At 62.1% G+C, this 16,223-nt stretch carries 17 protein-coding genes; 9 read left to right on the plus strand and 8 right to left on the minus strand.

Annotated elements, in window-relative coordinates; genetic code table 11:
- Nucleotides 1-121: 121 nt before the first annotated feature.
- The 3 genes from HZR81_RS21970 to prlC are packed head-to-tail and all read right to left on the minus strand — an operon-like array spanning nt 122 to nt 3,219.
- Nucleotides 122-889: a DUF1835 domain-containing protein gene (locus HZR81_RS21970; RefSeq protein WP_313409853.1), complete on the minus strand. Its 768-nt coding sequence runs from the start codon at nt 887-889 to the stop codon at nt 122-124.
- A gap of 3 nt (nt 890-892) precedes the next feature.
- Nucleotides 893-1,171, minus strand: coding sequence for a YheV family putative zinc ribbon protein (locus HZR81_RS21975; protein ID WP_013984497.1), 279 nt, complete (start codon nt 1,169-1,171; stop codon nt 893-895).
- Nucleotides 1,168-3,219 (minus strand): oligopeptidase A, encoded by a 2,052-nt coding sequence (gene prlC / locus HZR81_RS21980; RefSeq protein WP_500129267.1) that lies wholly within the window; start codon nt 3,217-3,219, stop codon nt 1,168-1,170. The genes HZR81_RS21975 and prlC overlap by 4 nt, the downstream gene beginning before the upstream one ends.
- Before the next feature lie 225 nt (nt 3,220-3,444).
- Here prlC and HZR81_RS21985 point away from each other — a divergent pair, with 225 nt between their 5' ends.
- A complete protein-coding gene (locus tag HZR81_RS21985) occupies nt 3,445-3,981 on the plus strand; it encodes a gamma carbonic anhydrase family protein (protein WP_500129268.1) in 537 nt (178 codons plus the stop codon).
- 6 nt (nt 3,982-3,987) lie between these two features.
- On the opposite strand, the gene HZR81_RS21990 is transcribed toward HZR81_RS21985, so the two are convergent.
- On the minus strand, nt 3,988-4,413 hold the full coding sequence (locus tag HZR81_RS21990; protein ID WP_011915155.1) for a VOC family protein: 426 nt from the start codon (nt 4,411-4,413) through the stop codon (nt 3,988-3,990).
- Nucleotides 4,414-4,522: 109 nt separating this feature from the next.
- A complete protein-coding gene (locus HZR81_RS21995) occupies nt 4,523-5,056 on the minus strand; it encodes an REP-associated tyrosine transposase (protein WP_200597047.1) in 534 nt (177 codons plus the stop codon).
- 284 nt (nt 5,057-5,340) lie between these two features.
- Here HZR81_RS21995 and HZR81_RS22000 point away from each other — a divergent pair, with 284 nt between their 5' ends.
- A complete protein-coding gene (locus HZR81_RS22000) occupies nt 5,341-6,324 on the plus strand; it encodes a zinc-dependent alcohol dehydrogenase family protein (RefSeq protein ID WP_500129269.1) in 984 nt (327 codons plus the stop codon).
- A 112-nt stretch (nt 6,325-6,436) separates the two neighbouring features.
- Nucleotides 6,437-6,610 carry a hypothetical protein gene (locus HZR81_RS22005; RefSeq protein ID WP_172600250.1) on the plus strand — a complete coding sequence of 58 codons (174 nt, stop codon included), beginning with the start codon at nt 6,437-6,439 and terminating at the stop codon, nt 6,608-6,610.
- A 21-nt stretch (nt 6,611-6,631) separates the two neighbouring features.
- Here the strand turns inward: HZR81_RS22005 and pgm are convergent, their stop codons facing one another.
- A complete protein-coding gene (gene pgm, locus HZR81_RS22010) occupies nt 6,632-8,296 on the minus strand; it encodes a phosphoglucomutase (alpha-D-glucose-1,6-bisphosphate-dependent) (protein WP_106442548.1) in 1,665 nt (554 codons plus the stop codon).
- 251 nt (nt 8,297-8,547) lie between these two features.
- Between pgm and HZR81_RS22015 the strand changes: the two genes are divergently transcribed.
- The 3 genes from HZR81_RS22015 to HZR81_RS22025 all read left to right on the plus strand — a co-directional run bounded on the left by HZR81_RS22015 (nt 8,548) and on the right by HZR81_RS22025 (nt 10,410).
- Nucleotides 8,548-8,745 (plus strand): DUF2934 domain-containing protein, encoded by a 198-nt coding sequence (locus tag HZR81_RS22015; RefSeq protein WP_011915152.1) that lies wholly within the window; start codon nt 8,548-8,550, stop codon nt 8,743-8,745.
- Nucleotides 8,746-8,929: 184 nt separating this feature from the next.
- Nucleotides 8,930-9,562: a DUF945 family protein gene (locus tag HZR81_RS22020; RefSeq protein ID WP_500129270.1), complete on the plus strand. Its 633-nt coding sequence runs from the start codon at nt 8,930-8,932 to the stop codon at nt 9,560-9,562.
- Nucleotides 9,493-10,410: a DUF945 family protein gene (locus tag HZR81_RS22025; RefSeq protein ID WP_500129271.1), complete on the plus strand. Its 918-nt coding sequence runs from the start codon at nt 9,493-9,495 to the stop codon at nt 10,408-10,410. Before HZR81_RS22020 ends, HZR81_RS22025 begins: the two co-directional genes overlap by 70 nt.
- Before the next feature lie 123 nt (nt 10,411-10,533).
- On the opposite strand, the gene HZR81_RS22030 is transcribed toward HZR81_RS22025, so the two are convergent.
- Together HZR81_RS22030 and HZR81_RS22035 are read right to left on the minus strand one after the other, a co-directional pair.
- Nucleotides 10,534-11,436 carry a LysR substrate-binding domain-containing protein gene (locus tag HZR81_RS22030; protein WP_500129272.1) on the minus strand — a complete coding sequence of 301 codons (903 nt, stop codon included), beginning with the start codon at nt 11,434-11,436 and terminating at the stop codon, nt 10,534-10,536.
- Nucleotides 11,437-11,562: 126 nt separating this feature from the next.
- A complete protein-coding gene (locus HZR81_RS22035; protein WP_313473228.1) occupies nt 11,563-12,102 on the minus strand; it encodes a DUF421 domain-containing protein in 540 nt (179 codons plus the stop codon).
- 577 nt (nt 12,103-12,679) lie between these two features.
- Here HZR81_RS22035 and HZR81_RS22040 point away from each other — a divergent pair.
- From HZR81_RS22040 to HZR81_RS22050, 3 genes are all read left to right on the plus strand, one after another.
- The gene (locus HZR81_RS22040) at nt 12,680-14,368 is read left to right on the plus strand and encodes an ATP-dependent nuclease (RefSeq protein ID WP_500129273.1); all 1,689 of its coding nucleotides are present in this window, start codon (nt 12,680-12,682) and stop codon (nt 14,366-14,368) included.
- 771 nt (nt 14,369-15,139) lie between these two features.
- Nucleotides 15,140-15,406 carry a hypothetical protein gene (locus HZR81_RS22045; protein WP_500129274.1) on the plus strand — a complete coding sequence of 89 codons (267 nt, stop codon included), beginning with the start codon at nt 15,140-15,142 and terminating at the stop codon, nt 15,404-15,406.
- Nucleotides 15,407-15,464: 58 nt separating this feature from the next.
- Nucleotides 15,465-16,031: a DUF1993 domain-containing protein gene (locus tag HZR81_RS22050; protein WP_500129275.1), complete on the plus strand. Its 567-nt coding sequence runs from the start codon at nt 15,465-15,467 to the stop codon at nt 16,029-16,031.
- The last annotated feature ends 192 nt before the right edge of the window (nt 16,032-16,223 follow it).

Below are 16,223 nucleotides of genomic sequence, written 5' to 3' on the forward strand. Positions count from 1 at the left end.
ACTCGGCGGGTTCTTTTTTATCAGCGGTGCGTTTATCAGCGGTGCGGCTGCGTAAGCGCTGGCGTGGCGGTGACCGCTGTCTGTCGTGAGGCCGCGAAGCAGAATCGTTCGGCGTGCGCCTTCACCTCCGGCGCACCTGCAGATCACGATAACCGGCGGCGGGGTCGCCCCGTAATTCCAGATGCCCCGCGGTAGTCAGCTCGCGGGCGCGCCAGTAGAGGAAGAGATCGGTGGCGAAGAAACCGTCGCAATGGCCCATGACCTCGGCCATCGCACGCGCCAGCGGTGCGAATTCATCCGGGCTGGCGGCGATCAGCGTCGCGTCGATCAATTGATAGTCTTCGCCGCTAAAGGCCCCATTGTCCCAGCGCCGAATGCCATAGGTGCCGGCGCATTGCTGATGCCAGACCGCGGCAAGCTCGGTCTGGCGGGACACCGAAACGGCCTGTGGCCGGTAGAGCGCCGCCAGCGCCTCTGGCGAATGCATGGACACCGCTTTGCGCCGACCGGCGCGGCTGTCGCCTGTACCGCAGGCCACTTCTTGCAACCGGCAGCCCTGCAACGCCGCGCAGACCCGTGCCAGCAGCAGCTGTTCGGACGCGCTGTCGCCATGCCAGACGATCACGCCGTCGGCTTGCCCGGCGAGCTCTGCCAGCCAGCGCGCATCGGCGGCCAGGTCGTGGGCGAACAGCGGGCGCGGCGTCAGCTCGTCAGGCCACAGCTGCTCCCAGAAGGCGACACGGGCGGCGCACGGCGGGCTGTCCACATCGCTCAGCGGGCCGACTGCCAGGTCATCGCGCAGCACCCGGACCTCCGCACCCGGTTCGCGGTCGGCCAGCAGGTTGCGAACACCATCGCCGGCCAGGTCACCGCAGGTCAGGTGCAGCACCCCTTACTCCGGCTTCTTCAACTTCGGATTAGGAAAGAACTGCACCGACTGCACCTGCGGGTTGGCCGGCTTGGGCTGGACCTTGTTCACCCGCGTGCCCAGCTCCATGGGTACCGACTGGCCCTGGGCGTTGAGGGTGTCGGCGTAGCCGCAGTCGATGCATTCGCGGTGCGGCACACCGTCGACATCCCACATCTTGATGCAGTCCGTGCCGCTGCACGCCGGGCATACGGCCCCGGCGATGAAGCGCTTGGTGGTGACTCGGGATACTTCGTTGCTCATGCCGCGGCCTCCGCTACCAGCCCGAGGTGGCGCAGCAGGGCGTCGATGGACGGCTCGCGGCCTCGGAAATCGACGAACAGTACCATTGGCTCCTGGGAGCCGCCACGCGCCAGGATGGCCTCGCGGAAGGCGCGGCCGGTCTCGGCGTTGAACACCCCTTCCTCCTCGAAGCGCGAGAAGGCGTCGGACGACAGCACCTCGGCCCACTTGTAGCTGTAGTAACCGGCGGCGTACCCGCCGGAGAAGATGTGCGCGAAGCTGTTGGGGAAGCGGTTGTAGGCCGGCGGCCGCATCACCGAAACCTCATCGCGGATGTGTTCGAGAACCTCCAGCACGCTGCGTCCGTCACCGTGGGTGGCGTGCAGTTCGAAGTCGAACAGGGAGAACTCCAGCTGGCGCGCCATCATCATGCCGGACTGGAAGTTCTTCGCCGCCAGCATCATGTCCAGTTTGTCCTGTGGCAGGGCTTCGCCGGTCTGGTAGTGGCCGGAAATGTGCGCCAGGCCTTCGGGGTCCCAGCACCAGTTCTCCATGAACTGGCTGGGCAGCTCCACCGCATCCCAGGCCACGCCGTTGATGCCCGAGGCGCCAGCGTGCTCGACCTGGGTCAGCAGATGGTGCAGGCCGTGGCCGAACTCGTGGAACAGCGTGGTGACCTCGTCATGGGTCAAGAGCGCCGGGCGCTCGCCCACCGGCGGAGTGAAGTTGCAGACCAGGTTGGCCACCGGCGTCTGCAGCGTGCCGTCAGCGGTGCGGCGCTTGTCGCGGGCGCCGTCCATCCAGGCGCCGCCGCGCTTGTTCGGCCGCGCGTAGAGATCGAAGAAGAAGCGCCCGACGTGCTCGCCATTCTCGGTGATCTCGAACAGCCGCACATCCGGGTGCCAGCCGTCGAACTGCTCCAGCTCATGGATCTGGATGCCGTACAGGCGCTCGACGATGCCGAACAGCCCGGACAGTACCTTGTCGATCGGGAAGTAGGCGCGCAGCTCTTCCTGGTTCAGGCTGTAGCGCTGCTGGCGCAGCTTCTCGGCGTAGTAGCCCAGGTCCCAGCTCTGCAGGTCGTCCAGACCCTGCTCGGCGGCGAAGGCGCGCAGTTCGGCCAGGTCGCGTTCGGCGAACGGCTTGCTGCGCACCGCCAGGTCACGCAGGAAACTCAGCACCTGCTCGGTGGATTCGGCCATCTTGGTCGCCAGCGACAGCTCGGCGAAGTTGCGATAGCCCAGCAGGCCGGCCAGCTCGTTACGCAGCTCGAGGATCTCGGCCATCACTGGGCCGTTGTCGAACTGCCCGGCATTCGGGCCCTGGTCCGAGGCGCGGGTGCAGTAGGCGGTGTAGACCTCCTCGCGCAGGTCGCGATTGTCGGCGTAGGTCATCACCGCGTAGTAGCTGGGGAATTCCAGGGTGATCAGCCAGCCGTCGAGGCCCTTGGCCTTGGCTGCCTCGGCCATCTGCGCCTTGGCCGAGTCGGTGATGCCGGCCAGCAGGCTCTCGTCGGTGATGTGCCGGGTCCAGGCCTGGGTGGCGTCCAGCAGCTGGTTGGAGAACTTGCTGCCGAGCTCGGCAAGCTTCATCTGGATGGCGCCGAAGCGCTGCTGCTCGACCGGCGGCAGGTCGATACCGGACAGGCGGAAGTCGCGCAGCGAATGCTCGAGGATGGTCTTCTGCGCCACCTCGAAACCGGCCGCCGCGGGGCCGGAGGCAAGCGCCTGGTAGGCCTCGAACAGCGCGCGGTTCTGCCCGAGTTCGGTGTAGTAGGCCGACAGCTTGGGCAGACAGGCCTCGTAGGCGGTGCGCAACTCCGGGCTGTTGCACACGGAGTTGAGGTGACCGACCGGCCCCCAGGCACGGGCGAGTCGATCATTCAGCTCGTCCAGCCCGACCACCAGGGTCTGCCAGTCCAGGCTTTCGGCCGGGCGGCTGAGCAGCTCCTGGATCGCCACGCGGTTGTCGCCGAGGATGGTGTCGACGGCCGGCTCGACGTGCTCCGGACGGATTTCGGAATAGGGCGGCAGGTCGAATTGTTGCAGCAGGGGATTGTTCGCGCTCACGGGGACACCTTGTGACGAAGAGGATTGCAGGCCGCTCGCTGGAGCGAGGCCGGACGTGGCAGGCAGATGTCCTAGATGGACGCGCTGTCGTGCTTTTTCAACGCCGGTCGGCCGGTTGTTACTCTGACCACGGCGGGCGGCATGCTGCTCAGCCCGGGTCCGCAGCGGCAATGCCGGCCATCTTAATTACAATCGACCCTTCCCGCAGCCAAAGAGGTTTCTATCGTGGCGATACGCAGCTACCAAAACAGCACTCCGAAACTGGGCGAGCGCGTGTTCGTCGACGACTCCGCCGTGGTCATCGGTGATGTGGAAATCGGCGCCGACAGCTCGGTGTGGCCGCTCACGGTGATCCGCGGCGACATGCACCGCATCCGCATCGGTGCGCGCTCGAGCATCCAGGACGGCGGCGTGCTGCACATCACCCATGCCGGGCCGTACAACCCGGACGGCTTCCCGCTGACCATCGGCGACGAGGTCACGGTCGGGCACAAGGTCACGCTGCACGGCTGCACCCTGGGCAACCGCATTCTGGTGGGCATGGGCTCGATCGTGATGGACGGCGTGGTGGTCGAGGACGAGGTGATCATCGGCGCCGGCAGCCTGGTGCCGCCGGGCAAGACGCTCGAGTCGGGCTACCTCTATGTCGGCAGCCCGGTGAAGCAGGCGCGCCCGCTGACCGACAAGGAGCGCAGCTTCTTCAGCTATACCGCTGGCAACTACGTCAAGCTCAAGGACCAGCACCTCGCCGAGCGCGGCTGATCCCGCTCACTTGGCGAACAGCTGGCCGATGTCCTTGAACGCCTTGAACTCCAGGGCGTTGCCGCAGGGGTCGAGCAGGAACATGGTCGCCTGTTCGCCGACCTGGCCCTGAAAGCGCACGTAGGGCTCGATCACGAAGCGCGTGCCGCGCGCCTTCAGCCGCTCGGCCAGCGCCTCCCATTGCTCCCAGCCGAGTACCACGCCGAAGTGCGGCACCGGCACGTCGTGGCCATCCACGGGGTTGCTGTGCGCCGCCTCCTGATGCGGCATCTTCGGCGCTTCGTGGATCACCAGCTGGTGGCCGAAGAAATCGAAATCCACCCAGTGATCGCTGCTGCGGCCCTCGGCACAGCCGAACGCCTCGCCGTAGAAGGCGCGGGCGGCGGCCAGGTCGTAGACGGGAATGGCGAGATGGAAGGGCGAAAGCGTCATCGGGTCGTACTCCGAAAATGGCAAGACGTTTCGAGTGTAGAGAGTTTCTGGCCATACCGAGCACCGCTGGCGGGCTGAAGCCCACCCTACAAAGCCCAGCTATCACCGGTCAGGTCCGTTCGCCGGCGAGCATGCCCAGCCGAACCGCGTCGCCGCCCCAGTCCGCCGGCAACAGACCCTGCTGAACGAAGCGGTGAAAGCTGGAGTACGGCCAGTCCGCGGCGCGAGCGCACCAGCCATGCTTGACCGGGTTGTAATGCAGGTAATCGACATGCCGCTGCAGATCCGTCTCATCGCGGATCTGATGCTCCCAGTAGCGCCTCTGCCAGATGCCTTTCTCGCGCTTGCGCAGTTGGCTGGAGCAGCGCGCGCTGCCTGGTAGCTGTCGGGAGAACTGGCTCTTGATCAGGCTCCAGCGGAGGGCGTAGTCGCTGTCGCCGTGGGGTAGCGTCCAGACGGCGTGCAGGTGATCCGGAAGGACGCAAATGGCGGTGGTATGAAATGGCAATCGAATCTGCGCCGCTCGATAGGCGGCGCGCAGCTGATCGATCTGCTCGACGAGCAGGGTGGAACGGCGATCGGCGAGCGTTACGGTAAAGAACCAGGTTCCGCCCGCGACTGTGCTTCTGCGGTAGTTGGGCATCGAGGCCTCCATGTCTCTGGTGAATCGGATACCACGCCAACCATGCTCCAGGGAGGCCGCATGAGTTTTTGCCCTGTGTCACATGACTGAGTACGAATGCGCCGGGGAACGCTCGGGTTACCGGTGGGAGCGCGGAGCGCCACCTGCCGCAACCTAAAGAACCACGCCGAACCGTAGGGTGGGCTTCAGCCCACCAGAAGCGCCTTGAATCGCCGCTGAATCTAGAGCCTTTTTCCGCCGATCGGCCTACGATCAGCAGAACGCAGACGAAAGGAGAGACGTCGATGCGGGCCATGTTGCTGGAACAGATCGGCCAACCCTTGCAGCTGCGCGAGCTGCCCGTGCCGCAACCGGGGCCTGGCGAGGTCCGCGTGCGGGTGTTGGCCTGCGGTGTCTGTCGCACCGACTTGCACGTGGTGGATGGCGAGTTGCCGGAGGCGCCGCTGCCGATCATTCCCGGCCACGAGATCGTCGGTCTGGTCGATGCCTTGGGCGAGGGCGTGACCGGCTTCGAGCCGGGCCAGCGGGTCGGCATTCCCTGGCTGGGGCACACCTGCGGCACCTGCAGCTACTGCCAGCACGCCGAGGAAAACCTCTGCGACGCGCCGCAGTTCACCGGTTACACGCGGCCCGGCGGCTATGCCGAATACGTGGTGGCCGATGCCCGCTTCGCCTTTGCCCTCGGCGAGGAGGGCGACCCCGTGGCGCTGGCACCGCTGCTCTGCGCCGGGCTGATCGGCTGGCGTTCGCTGGTCAAGGCCGGTGACGGCAAGCGTCTCGGGCTGTACGGCTTCGGTGCCGCGGCGCATATCGTCATGCAGGTGGCGCGCTGGCAGGGGCGCGATGTCTATGCCTTCAGCCGCCCGGGCGATGTGGCGGCGCAGGACTTCGCCCGTTCGCTGGGCGCGGTCTGGGCCGGTGATTCGGGCGAGCTGCCGCCGGTGCCGCTGGATGCGGCGATCATCTATGCGCCGGCGGGCGAGCTGGTGCCGGCCGCGTTGCGCGCGCTGCGCAAGGGTGGCCGGGTGGTCTGCGCCGGCATCCACATGAGCGATATCCCGAGCTTTCCCTACGACATCCTCTGGCAGGAGCGCGAGGTGGTCTCGGTGGCCAATCTCACCCGCCAGGACGGCCTGGAGTTCTTTCCGGTGGCCGCCCAGGTCGGCATCCATACCGAAACCCACGCCTACCCGCTGGAGCAGGCCAACCAGGCGCTGGATGACCTGCGCAACGGGCATTTCCAGGGTGCTGCGGTGCTGGTGCCCTAGCGAGATGCGCCAGCGCGCAAAGCCCTGGCGCGGTACGGCGAACGGCAAGGATCGGATTGGCGATGGCGCAGTCACACTCCAGACAGCCAATGCCAAATAGAGGAGCGCCGCCATGAGCGTCACCGTGAGCAAGCTCCAGGGCGACGAGATTCCCGAGCATCTGCGCGGGCCGGATATCCGGGTGGTCTACCGGGTGACCGATGCCGAGGGCCACAGCCGCTACCTCACCGACGCAGTCGAAGCTGCACAGCTGGCGGTCAGCATCAGCGACCGCCAGCAGCGATAGCCCGGCGTGGGGCCGTGAGCCTCAGCCGGCCAGCACCGAGTCCACCAGCGCCTTGGCCTCGGCCTGGATGCGTGCCAGGTGCGCTTCGCCCTCGAAGCTCTCGGCGTAGATCTTGTACACATCCTCGGTGCCGGACGGCCGCGCGGCGAACCAGCCGTTCGCCGTCTCCACCTTCAGCCCGCCGATGGCCGCGCCGTTGCCCGGTGCCTCGGTGAGGATGCGCGTGATCGGCTGGCCGGCCAGCTCCTTCGCCGAGACCTGCGATGCCGACAGCTTGCCCAGGCGTGCCTTCTGCTCGCGATTGGCCGCGGCGTCGATGCGCTGGTACACCGGCGCGCCGAAGCGGTCGGTCAGCGCCTGGTAGCGTTCGCTCGGGTCCTTGCCGGTGACTGCGGTGATCTCCGCCGCCAGCAGGCCGAGGATCAGCCCGTCCTTGTCGGTGGACCAGGCGCCGCCCTGCTTGTCGAGGAACGAAGCGCCGGCCGACTCCTCGCCGCCGAAGCCCAGGCTGCCATCCATCAGGCCGTCGACGAACCACTTGAAGCCCACCGGTACCTCCACCAGACGGCGGTCGATGCCGGCGGCAACACGGTCGATCATCGACGAAGACACCAGCGTCTTACCGATGCCGGCCTCGGCGCTCCAGCCCGGGCGATGGGTGAACAGGTATTCGATGGCCACCGCCAGGTAATGGTTGGGGTTCATCAGCCCGCCGGAGCGGGTGACGATGCCGTGGCGGTCGTGGTCGGTGTCGCAGGCGAAGGCCACGTCGAAGCGGTCCTTGTTCTCGATCAGCCCGGCCATGGCGTGCGGCGAGCTGCAGTCCATGCGGATCTTGCCGTCCCAGTCCAGGCGCATGAAGCGGAAGGTCGGGTCGACCACCGTGGACAGCACCTCCAGCGGAAGGCCGAAGCGCTCGGCGATGCGCGGCCAGTAATGCACGCCGGCGCCGCCCAGCGGGTCGACGGCGAACTTCAGGCCCGAGCCGCGGATGGCGTCGAGGTCGATCACCCGCTCGAGCCCGCCGACATAGGCGTCGATGAAATCGAAGCGCTGGGTGGTGGCGGCCTTGAGCGCCTGGCGGTAATCCATGCGCTTGACGCCATCGAGACCGGCGACCAGCAGCGCATTGGCGCGCTCCTGAATCCACTTGGTCACGCCGGTGTCGGCCGGGCCGCCATTGGTGGGGTTGTACTTGAAGCCGCCGTCGCCCGGCGGGTTGTGCGACGGCGTGATGACGATGCCGTCGGCCAGCCCGCTGGTGCGGCCGCGGTTGTAGCTGAGGATCGCGTTGGAGATCGCCGGGGTCGGGGTGTAGCCCGGCTCGCCGCCGGTTTCCGGACAACCGGCGTCGATGCGCGTCTCGATGCCGTTGGCCGCCAGTACTTCCAGCGCCGAGACGAACGCCGGCTCGGACAGCGCATGGGTGTCCATGCCCATGAACAGCGGGCCGTCGATGCCTTCCTGGCGGCGGTAATCGCAGATCGCCTGGGTGGTGGCGAGGATGTGCCACTCGTTGAAGCTGCCCTTGAGCGAGGAACCGCGATGCCCGGAGGTGCCGAACGCCACCTGCTGCGCCGGGTCGGACGGGTCCGGCCGGTCGCTGTAGTAGCGCGCCACCAGGCGCGGCAGATGAGTCAGGGTGTGCGGGTCGGGCAGGCGTCCGGCGTTGGGGGCGATGCTCATGGGGCGGTCCTTTGTGAAGAAGGCGATGCGCCGGCCGATCCGGGCGCGGCGAAGAGCGAATGAAACGCCAGTCGGCGTCGTTTATCCAGAGCTAAGACCGCAGCGACGGTGGCGGTTCCCTGATCGCCGGGTCCCGCGCTGCTGCGTCCCGGCCAAGCGCGCTCGTCGCCCCGCCGGAACCTGTAGCGGGCCGGCCTTTCTTCTGCTTAACGGCCGGCAATTCGCCGGCCCGTTACCCGGAGATTTCAGCCATGAACGTCGACGAACGCATCCGCCAGCGCGCCTATGAAATATGGGAAGCCGAGGGCCGCCCCGAAGGCCAGGAAGCCGACCACTGGCAGCGCGCCCGGGACGAGATCGAACCCTTCTACAAGGAAGGCAACGCCGAAGCCGGCGGCATCGAAAGCAGCGTGGCCATTCCGATGCCGAAATCGGGTGGCGACCGATAGCGGCGCCGGCAGGGCGGCGAGGACGCGGCACGCGTCGTCCCGCCCGAATCTGCTGCGACGTTCTCAGCCTTTTCATCCGGATGCCTGGTGCGCTGGAGCCTGTCGAGGCGCGCTGCTAGAGTGCCGCCGCTTGCCAACCACCGGCTGACAGGACGTCTGCCCAGCCGCCGCACAGGATGCTTCCATGAAAAAGCTCGCGCTCGCCGTAGCCGTACCCCTGGCGCTCTTCGGGGCCGCCACTTTCTACACCAGCACTCAGGTCGAATCGACCGCCCGCGATGCCGTCGACCAGGCCAACCTCAAGTTGCGCGAGATGGGCGTCGGCGCCGGTGCCGATGTCAGCCTCACCCTGCTCAGCTTCGAACGCGGCCTGCTGTCCAGCACCGCGCGCTACCAGATCGACATCGACGTAGCGGATGACGAAGGCAACACCGAGCACTACGCCCTGCTGCTGAACGATCGCCTCGAACATGGCCCCTTTCCCGTCTCGCGCCTGAGCCGCGGCCAGCTGATGCCGGTCGCCGCGCAGAGCCACTTCGAACTCGAACGCACACCGCTGACGCAGAAGCTGTTCGACGCCGCCTCCGGCGAAGTGCCGCTGGTGGGCGAGGTGACCATCGGCTACGACGGCGGCCAGGCCGGCGATCTGCGCACGGCCGCGCTGAATATCGAAGACGAGGACGGCAGCGTGCGCATCGCCCCGCCAACCTCAACTTCGAGGCGAACAGGGACGGCAGCGACGTACGCATGGACGGCGAGCTGGCGGAAATCGATATCGACCTGCAGCGCAGCGACAGTGGCCAGCCGGTACAGGTGAGCCTGCGCGGCATCGGCCTGAGCGCCGACAAGCAGGATTACGACGCCGGTTTCGGCTTCGGACCGTCCGCCATCACCCTGCAGCGCATGGAAATCAAGGCCGGCGACGAACCCGCCGTGGTCATCCAGCAGGCCTCCGTCGAGGAGGCACTGAGCCGCGGCAGCCGTGGCCTCGATCAGACCATCGGCTACCGCATCGGCGAGGTCAGCGCCAAAGGCCAGACCTTCCGCAACCTCGCCCTCGTCTTCAGCCTGCGCAACCTCGAGGAAAGCAGCCTCAAGGCCCTGGTGGCGAGCTACAAGGACATCCTCGACCAGAGCGCCACCCCGCAGGAATCCTTCGCCGGCATGACCAGCGCCCAGCAGCAGGAACTGCAGGCCCGTGCCCTGCAACTGCTCGAGCACAAGCCGACCCTGGCCCTCGACGAGTTCGGCTTCGAAACCGCCCACGGCGCGGCCCGCCTGTCGGTCGTGCTCGACCTGCAATCGCCGAGCGCAGAAGCCTTCACCCCGGACGCGATGATCACCAGCATGCTCGCCTCGCTCAAGGCCGACGCCGGCATCGACAGGAACCTGGTGCGCGACATCGCCGGGCTGGTCGTGCAGAACAACGCGCGTGACGGCCAGCTCGACCAGGCGGCACTGCAGCAGGAAACCGAGGCCGCCACCGAGCTGTTCAGCGATATGGCGCTGAACACCGGCTGGTCGCGTCTGGAGGGCGAGCGGCTGGTCAGTTCGCTGCACTACGCCAATGACAAGGTGACCTTCAACGGTCGCGAAATGAGCGTGCCGGAGTTCCTCGGCTTTGCCTTCGGCTCCGTACAGAACGCCGGCCTGCTGGGGCAGTAAGCCGCGCTGCGCACAAACTGAAGATGCGGCCCTGTCCGTCGTTGACCCGACGGACAGGGCCGTTTCACTTTCTGGCGTTCGCGCGGTTCCACAGCCGTGAATGCCCGGACGCGCGATCCCTGCTCAGTCGTGCGGGGCGCCGGCTCCCAGGCGCTCACTCAGATAATCCAGAAAACAGGTGATGCGCGAAGCCAGCGCGGTGTTGCGGTAGTACACCGCGTTGATCGGCTGGCGCACGTCGACGCGCTGCGCCGCCAGCACCTCCACCAGCTCGCCGCGCTGGCGGTCCCGGCCAGTCATGAAGTCCGACAGGCTGGCGATCCCTTCGCCGGCCAGCGCCAGCTCGCGCACCGTGTCGCCGCTGGAGGCGCGTAGCGCCGGGTTGATCCGCCAGCTCTCGCCGAGCGCGTGGCGCAGCGGCCAGTCGTTGAGACGATCCGGCTCGGTAAAGCCGATCAGGCTGTGCTCCGCCAGGTCCTCGACCTGTTGCGGTGTGCCATGCCGCGCCAGATAGGCCGGGCTCGCCAGCACCCGGCGCGTGGTATGGCACAGCGGCCGTGCATGCAGGCTGGAATCGGGCAGCGGGCCGATGCGGATGGCCAGATCGATGCGCCGCTCCAGCAAATCGACGATGCGGTCGTCGCTGTGCAGCTCCAGCTCGATCAGCGGATAGCGCGCGCGAAAATCGCCGATCAGCGGGACGATCACATGCAGCATGAACGGCGACGCGGTATTGACCCGCAAGCGCCCGGCCGGCGCCTGCCGCCGCAGCGCCATCTGCTCCTCGGCTTCCTCGACGCTGGCCAGAATCCGCCGCGCCTGAGCCAGGAACGCCTCGCCTTCCTCGGTCAGCTCGAGACGCCGCGTGGTGCGGCGCAACAGCGTCACCGCCAGCTTGTCCTCCAGCCGACTCAACGCCTGGCTGACGCCCGAGGCGGTCTGTTCCAGCTGCTCGGCCGCAGCGCTGATCGAGCCACTGTCGACCACGCTGACAAAGGCGAGCATTTCGTCGAGGTTGGTTTTCATGGGTGGGAATCGCATCGAAGGGCGGAACCAACGAGTCTGGCGGCAGCGCCGCGCGGCGGCAACCGGACCGGCGTGGGCCCCGGCGGCGGGCGCGTCGATCAGTCGCCGCCGAGGCGCGCCACGGCGTCAAACGCCCTTTTCATTCGGCCCCGGCACATTCACCCCGTCCAGCGTGGACCGGCTGTCGCCGGCGCCATCGGTGATCACGCTGAAACTGCCGTCGGTCTCCAGCACCACCGCCTCGATGCCATCCAGCGCGGCCAGCCCCTGGCTGCGCGCCGCAGCCCGCACCTCATCCTCGGTCACCCGCGCCACACGCATGGCATCGCCGAGAAAACGCCCGCGAAAGAACAGCAGCGCCGGCTCGCCCGTCACCGTCCGCCGCACCCACGCCACCCGCACGCTGGACCAGGTGACCACATACTGCAGCCCGATCAACAGCGCGAACGCCAGCACCCCCTCGGCCAGCGACACATTGCGATTGAGCAGAATCGTCGCGAAGGTCGAACCCAGCGCCACCGTCACCACCAGATCGAACGCATTCATCTTCGACAACGTCCGCCGCCCCGACAGGCGCAACAGCAGCACCAGGCTGATATAGGCCAGCACGCCCACCACCAGCGTGCGTATCAACGTCGTTCCGCTACTGAAAAACATGCCTTCCACGATCACCTCCGCAACTGAGCCATGCAGGGTGGACAGGGTAGGCGGGCGGAAAGTGCAGACGGCGCGAGCGACCGCACGTCAGGCTGCAGTGTGAAAACTGGGGATTAATCCATCGTCTGCTTTACCCATACGGAAGCAGTGGCTAATGTGCCATCACGCGCAGCAACTGCGCACTCGATCACGGTTCCGCTGCGCCGCTACGGTCTGCACCGGTCCGCTACCAAGGAAGGTACAGATGGCGCGCTTTTCCCCTGTTCGCTCGCAATGTCAGTTCGATAAACCCGTGGAGCGGCATTTTGCTGAGCGGCTGGAAAAACTTCTGAAATACGTTTCCCCCCGCTGGTGCCACTTCACGTCGGGCGCCAGGGCGCGCTATCCGACTTCGTTGTCCTGCAGCCGCGTTGCGGCTTCAAGTGATAAAGGATCAAGGATTTAAAGCTCGTCAATATCCAGAGCAAGGACATCTCTGACTCAAACGTCCGAAAAAGAAATATGTTCCCACCGATTCAATATAACGCTTAATTTATTAGCGCAGCTTTGATTGGTTGCATCTTTGTGGTAAGCGAGAGGCAGAAAAATGAAATTAAGATCGATCTGCATAAAAAACTTTAGGACCTTAGAGGATGTAAAACTATCGTTTGATGGTGAGTTTGCTTCTATTAGTGGAAAAAACAATGCAGGGAAAACCACAGTTATCAAGGCTATTCAGCAGTTATTGCGAGACACCACAAAACAGAATTGGTGGGCTGAAAGGGAGTCAATTAGCTATCCTGTGGCCAAAACGCAATGGGTGAAAGGTACGCCGCCGATAGAACTAGAATATTGTTTAAGTTTCAGCGCCATCTATGATCCGGGCATTTACAATTTCGCTATTAAGTTTTCAGGCTTAAGCGCGCCCGTCGGTGACGATTTAGATATGAGGATTATTTTAAGATACTTGGAGAAAGAGGAAGCTCAAACTGAGGTTTATCTAGATGGAAACGCCTTGGGCAAGTACGAGGCAGTGGAGGTATACAAACGTATAGAAAGCTCGACATTGGCTTTCTTCAATAATTCAGCCGAAGTCGGGTTGAGTAGCCTTTTGGCAGGCGGCGCCGTAAGGCTTGCGCAGGAGCTAATGTTTTCCGGCGATGAAAGAAAAGAGTTAGAAGCAGAACAGGAACGGCTAAAGAAAAAAATTAAGAAAATGGCTGCCAAGCATCGTTCTGAGCTATCCGGATTACTTGGAAGGCTCGAAGAAAAATACGATGTTGAGCTAACTATATTCGACAGGTATCTGGGTGGGGCTATACCACTAGGCGTCAATCTAAAAGATAAGAATCTTGAAGTTCCGCTTTCTGATTGGGGGACTGGTACTCAAAATCGCACGCACATAATGATGTCGATACTACAAGCAAATAAAGTAAAAAATGATTTATCAGATATTAACAGGGTTTCCCCTATCATTGTTATTGAGGAGCCTGAAAGTTTTTTGCACCCGTCAGCTCAAGCAGAGTTTGGTCGTGTAATACGCTCATTGGCTCGAGATTTAGGCATTCAAATCATAATTACGACTCATAGCCCCTATATGCTCTGCCAAGAAATTCCCGAGTCGAATATCCTTCTAGATCGTAAAACGTTTCGAGGTAATCTTCGGCAAACTGAATTGGTTACCATTGAAAATAATAACTGGATGCGTCCATTCAGCCAGATTCTCGGTTTGGATAATGAAGCATTTGAACCATGGCAGGAGGTTATTGGTGCAAGGCGCGACCATGTGATTTTGGTAGAAGGTTCTATCGATAAAGAATATTTGGAATATATATCTTCTCTAGAAGTCCCCGGGTTTGTATTGCCGGAAGGTGTAGAAATTATACCGTATGAGGGTAAAGATGCGCTAAAGAACTCGATAATGCTAAAGTTTGTTATTGATAAGTTTGATAAGGCCTTCATTACTTTTGATCTTGATGCACACAGCGAGCTGCAGCGAATACTAAAAAATCTTAACTTGGTAGAACATACTAATTACGCTGCAATTGGTATTAATGAGCCCGGCAAGGATTGCATTGAAGGCTTGCTTCCTGCATCCATAATATCCTCTGTATATGCGAGCAATCACTCTTTAGTAATGAAATTGACAAGCAGCAATACGGCGGATAGAAAAAGCGCAAAGAATGAACTAAAAAAGCTGTATCTTAATGAGTTTAAAAAAGCTAAGGGGCTAACGCGCAGCGACTTGCAAGGCTTCAGAAAAATATTTTCTCTAATTAACGCTGCATTCCGATAACCGCGGTGAGAGCTATTGGCAGATTCATGACCGTAAACTGATGGCTGAGATGTTCACGATTTAGTCCGATTTTTCCTTAGCGGAAAAGCGGCCGTTCATGGATCTGGCAGGTGCCAAAAAATAATAAGTTAGCTTGCCGCTTATGAATTGCTTAACCAAGTTTTATAAAGAGATAAAGACAAGTGGATAATCTGACAATACGAGTGAACTGGCATGGGCCGTATTCACTTTATGAAGTATGCGATTCGGATATGGGGAACGGGCTTTACCTCCTAACGGGTAAGCGCCGGTACGAGAGAAATGAACAAATTCAGTACTGTGGCATTACAGAAGGTTTATATAGAAACCGTTTTAAGCAGCACCACAAGATCTTCGAAATCACGCGTGAACTTGGTGTCTGGCTAGGCAGCGTAGCCTATCCGCAAGAGCATACACGGACGCATTTGGAGATAGCTGAGTCCATAATCGTTTATTTCTGGCAACCAAATTTAAACGAGCGCAAAAAAATTTATCCCCCTCGGCCCACCGCGCTTTTATCGCATTGGTTCAAGAAAGATGGCTCTCCACGGTTTAATCAGCTTTCTATCTATTCCGACCTTCACGATGTAATTTGCTGGGATGGCGCACTTTGGAGATCTGGGAACCTTAGAGTATGGTCTTAATGGTGAGCAAGGACTGCAACGAAGCCTGCATGTAGCCAGCGGAACAAATTTATTTTTGTGATTTATTAGAGCACCAATGTTGGCGGAATATTTTGAAATGGTGATAACTATGAGCGATATTCATGATCATCCGGCGTATAAAGAAGGCAAAGAAAGCTACTTTTCTAATGAAGGAAGATACGAAAATAGATATCCGTTAGGATCTACAGAGTATGACGCATTCGAGCGGGGCTGGTCCCAAGCGTTAAAGAGAACACCCGATTTACTACTCAATACTTCGAATTTAACGAGTGTGCAAAGTGAGCGGAGAGAATGCAGAGTTCAGCCAGATATAAATATAGCAAAAGAAAAATACTTGAAAGGAAAGGGTTATTAGCTACTGCTCAGCCCACTGAAAAAGCTTTCTTTGGCGTAGCCTCCACAAGGTAAGAACCATGCAGCTAACAACCCTCCTCGTCCCAACCTACACCCAAATGCTCAAAACCCTCTCCGGCTGGCTAAAGAAAGCGCAGGCCCAGCTGCCGGAAGCGGAGGCGCAGGCGTTGTTATCCGCGCGGCTGGCGCCGGATATGTTTCCGTTGTCGACTCAGGTTCGCTTTGCCTGCGTGCAGGCGCGGGAGGCCATGTGCCGGCTGAGAGGCGAGGCCTTTCCGGCAGTGATCAACGAGCTGCTGGACGAGGGGCGGCAGGCGGGGGAGCGGCCGGGCACGCTGGCTGATGCCTATGCCCGCATCGAAGAGACGGTGGCGTTGCTCGACGGTCTCGCCGCCGATGCGTTGGATATGGACGCAGACAAGCCAATCGCCCATGAGCTGGCGAATGGAATGATCTTCGACCTGACCGCGGAGCAGTACGCCCGTGACTGGACGCTGGCGCAGTTCTATTTTCACGTGATGACCGCGTATTCGATCCTGCGTAAGGAAGGGATCGAGCTGGGCAAGGCGGACTATGTGGCGCACATGCTGCCCTATCTGCGGCCGGAATCGGTTCCGAAGGGGTAGCGGCGGCGCTTCCGTCTTTTACAGCCAGCGGATGTATTTTGTGGCTCAGCCGTTCGGTACGACCTCGTAGGGCGTATTGCTGAAGAAAATGTTGCGCCAATCCGGGCGCCACTGAGGGATGCTCAGGGTAAAGGCTTGGGTGTGCTTGTCGAAGGCTATCCAGGTCACGCCCAGGTTTTGGCTGTCCTCGCG

This window comes from Pseudomonas sp. LM13, assembly GCF_041381355.1.
GTDB lineage: Bacteria > Pseudomonadota > Gammaproteobacteria > Pseudomonadales > Pseudomonadaceae > Stutzerimonas > Stutzerimonas frequens.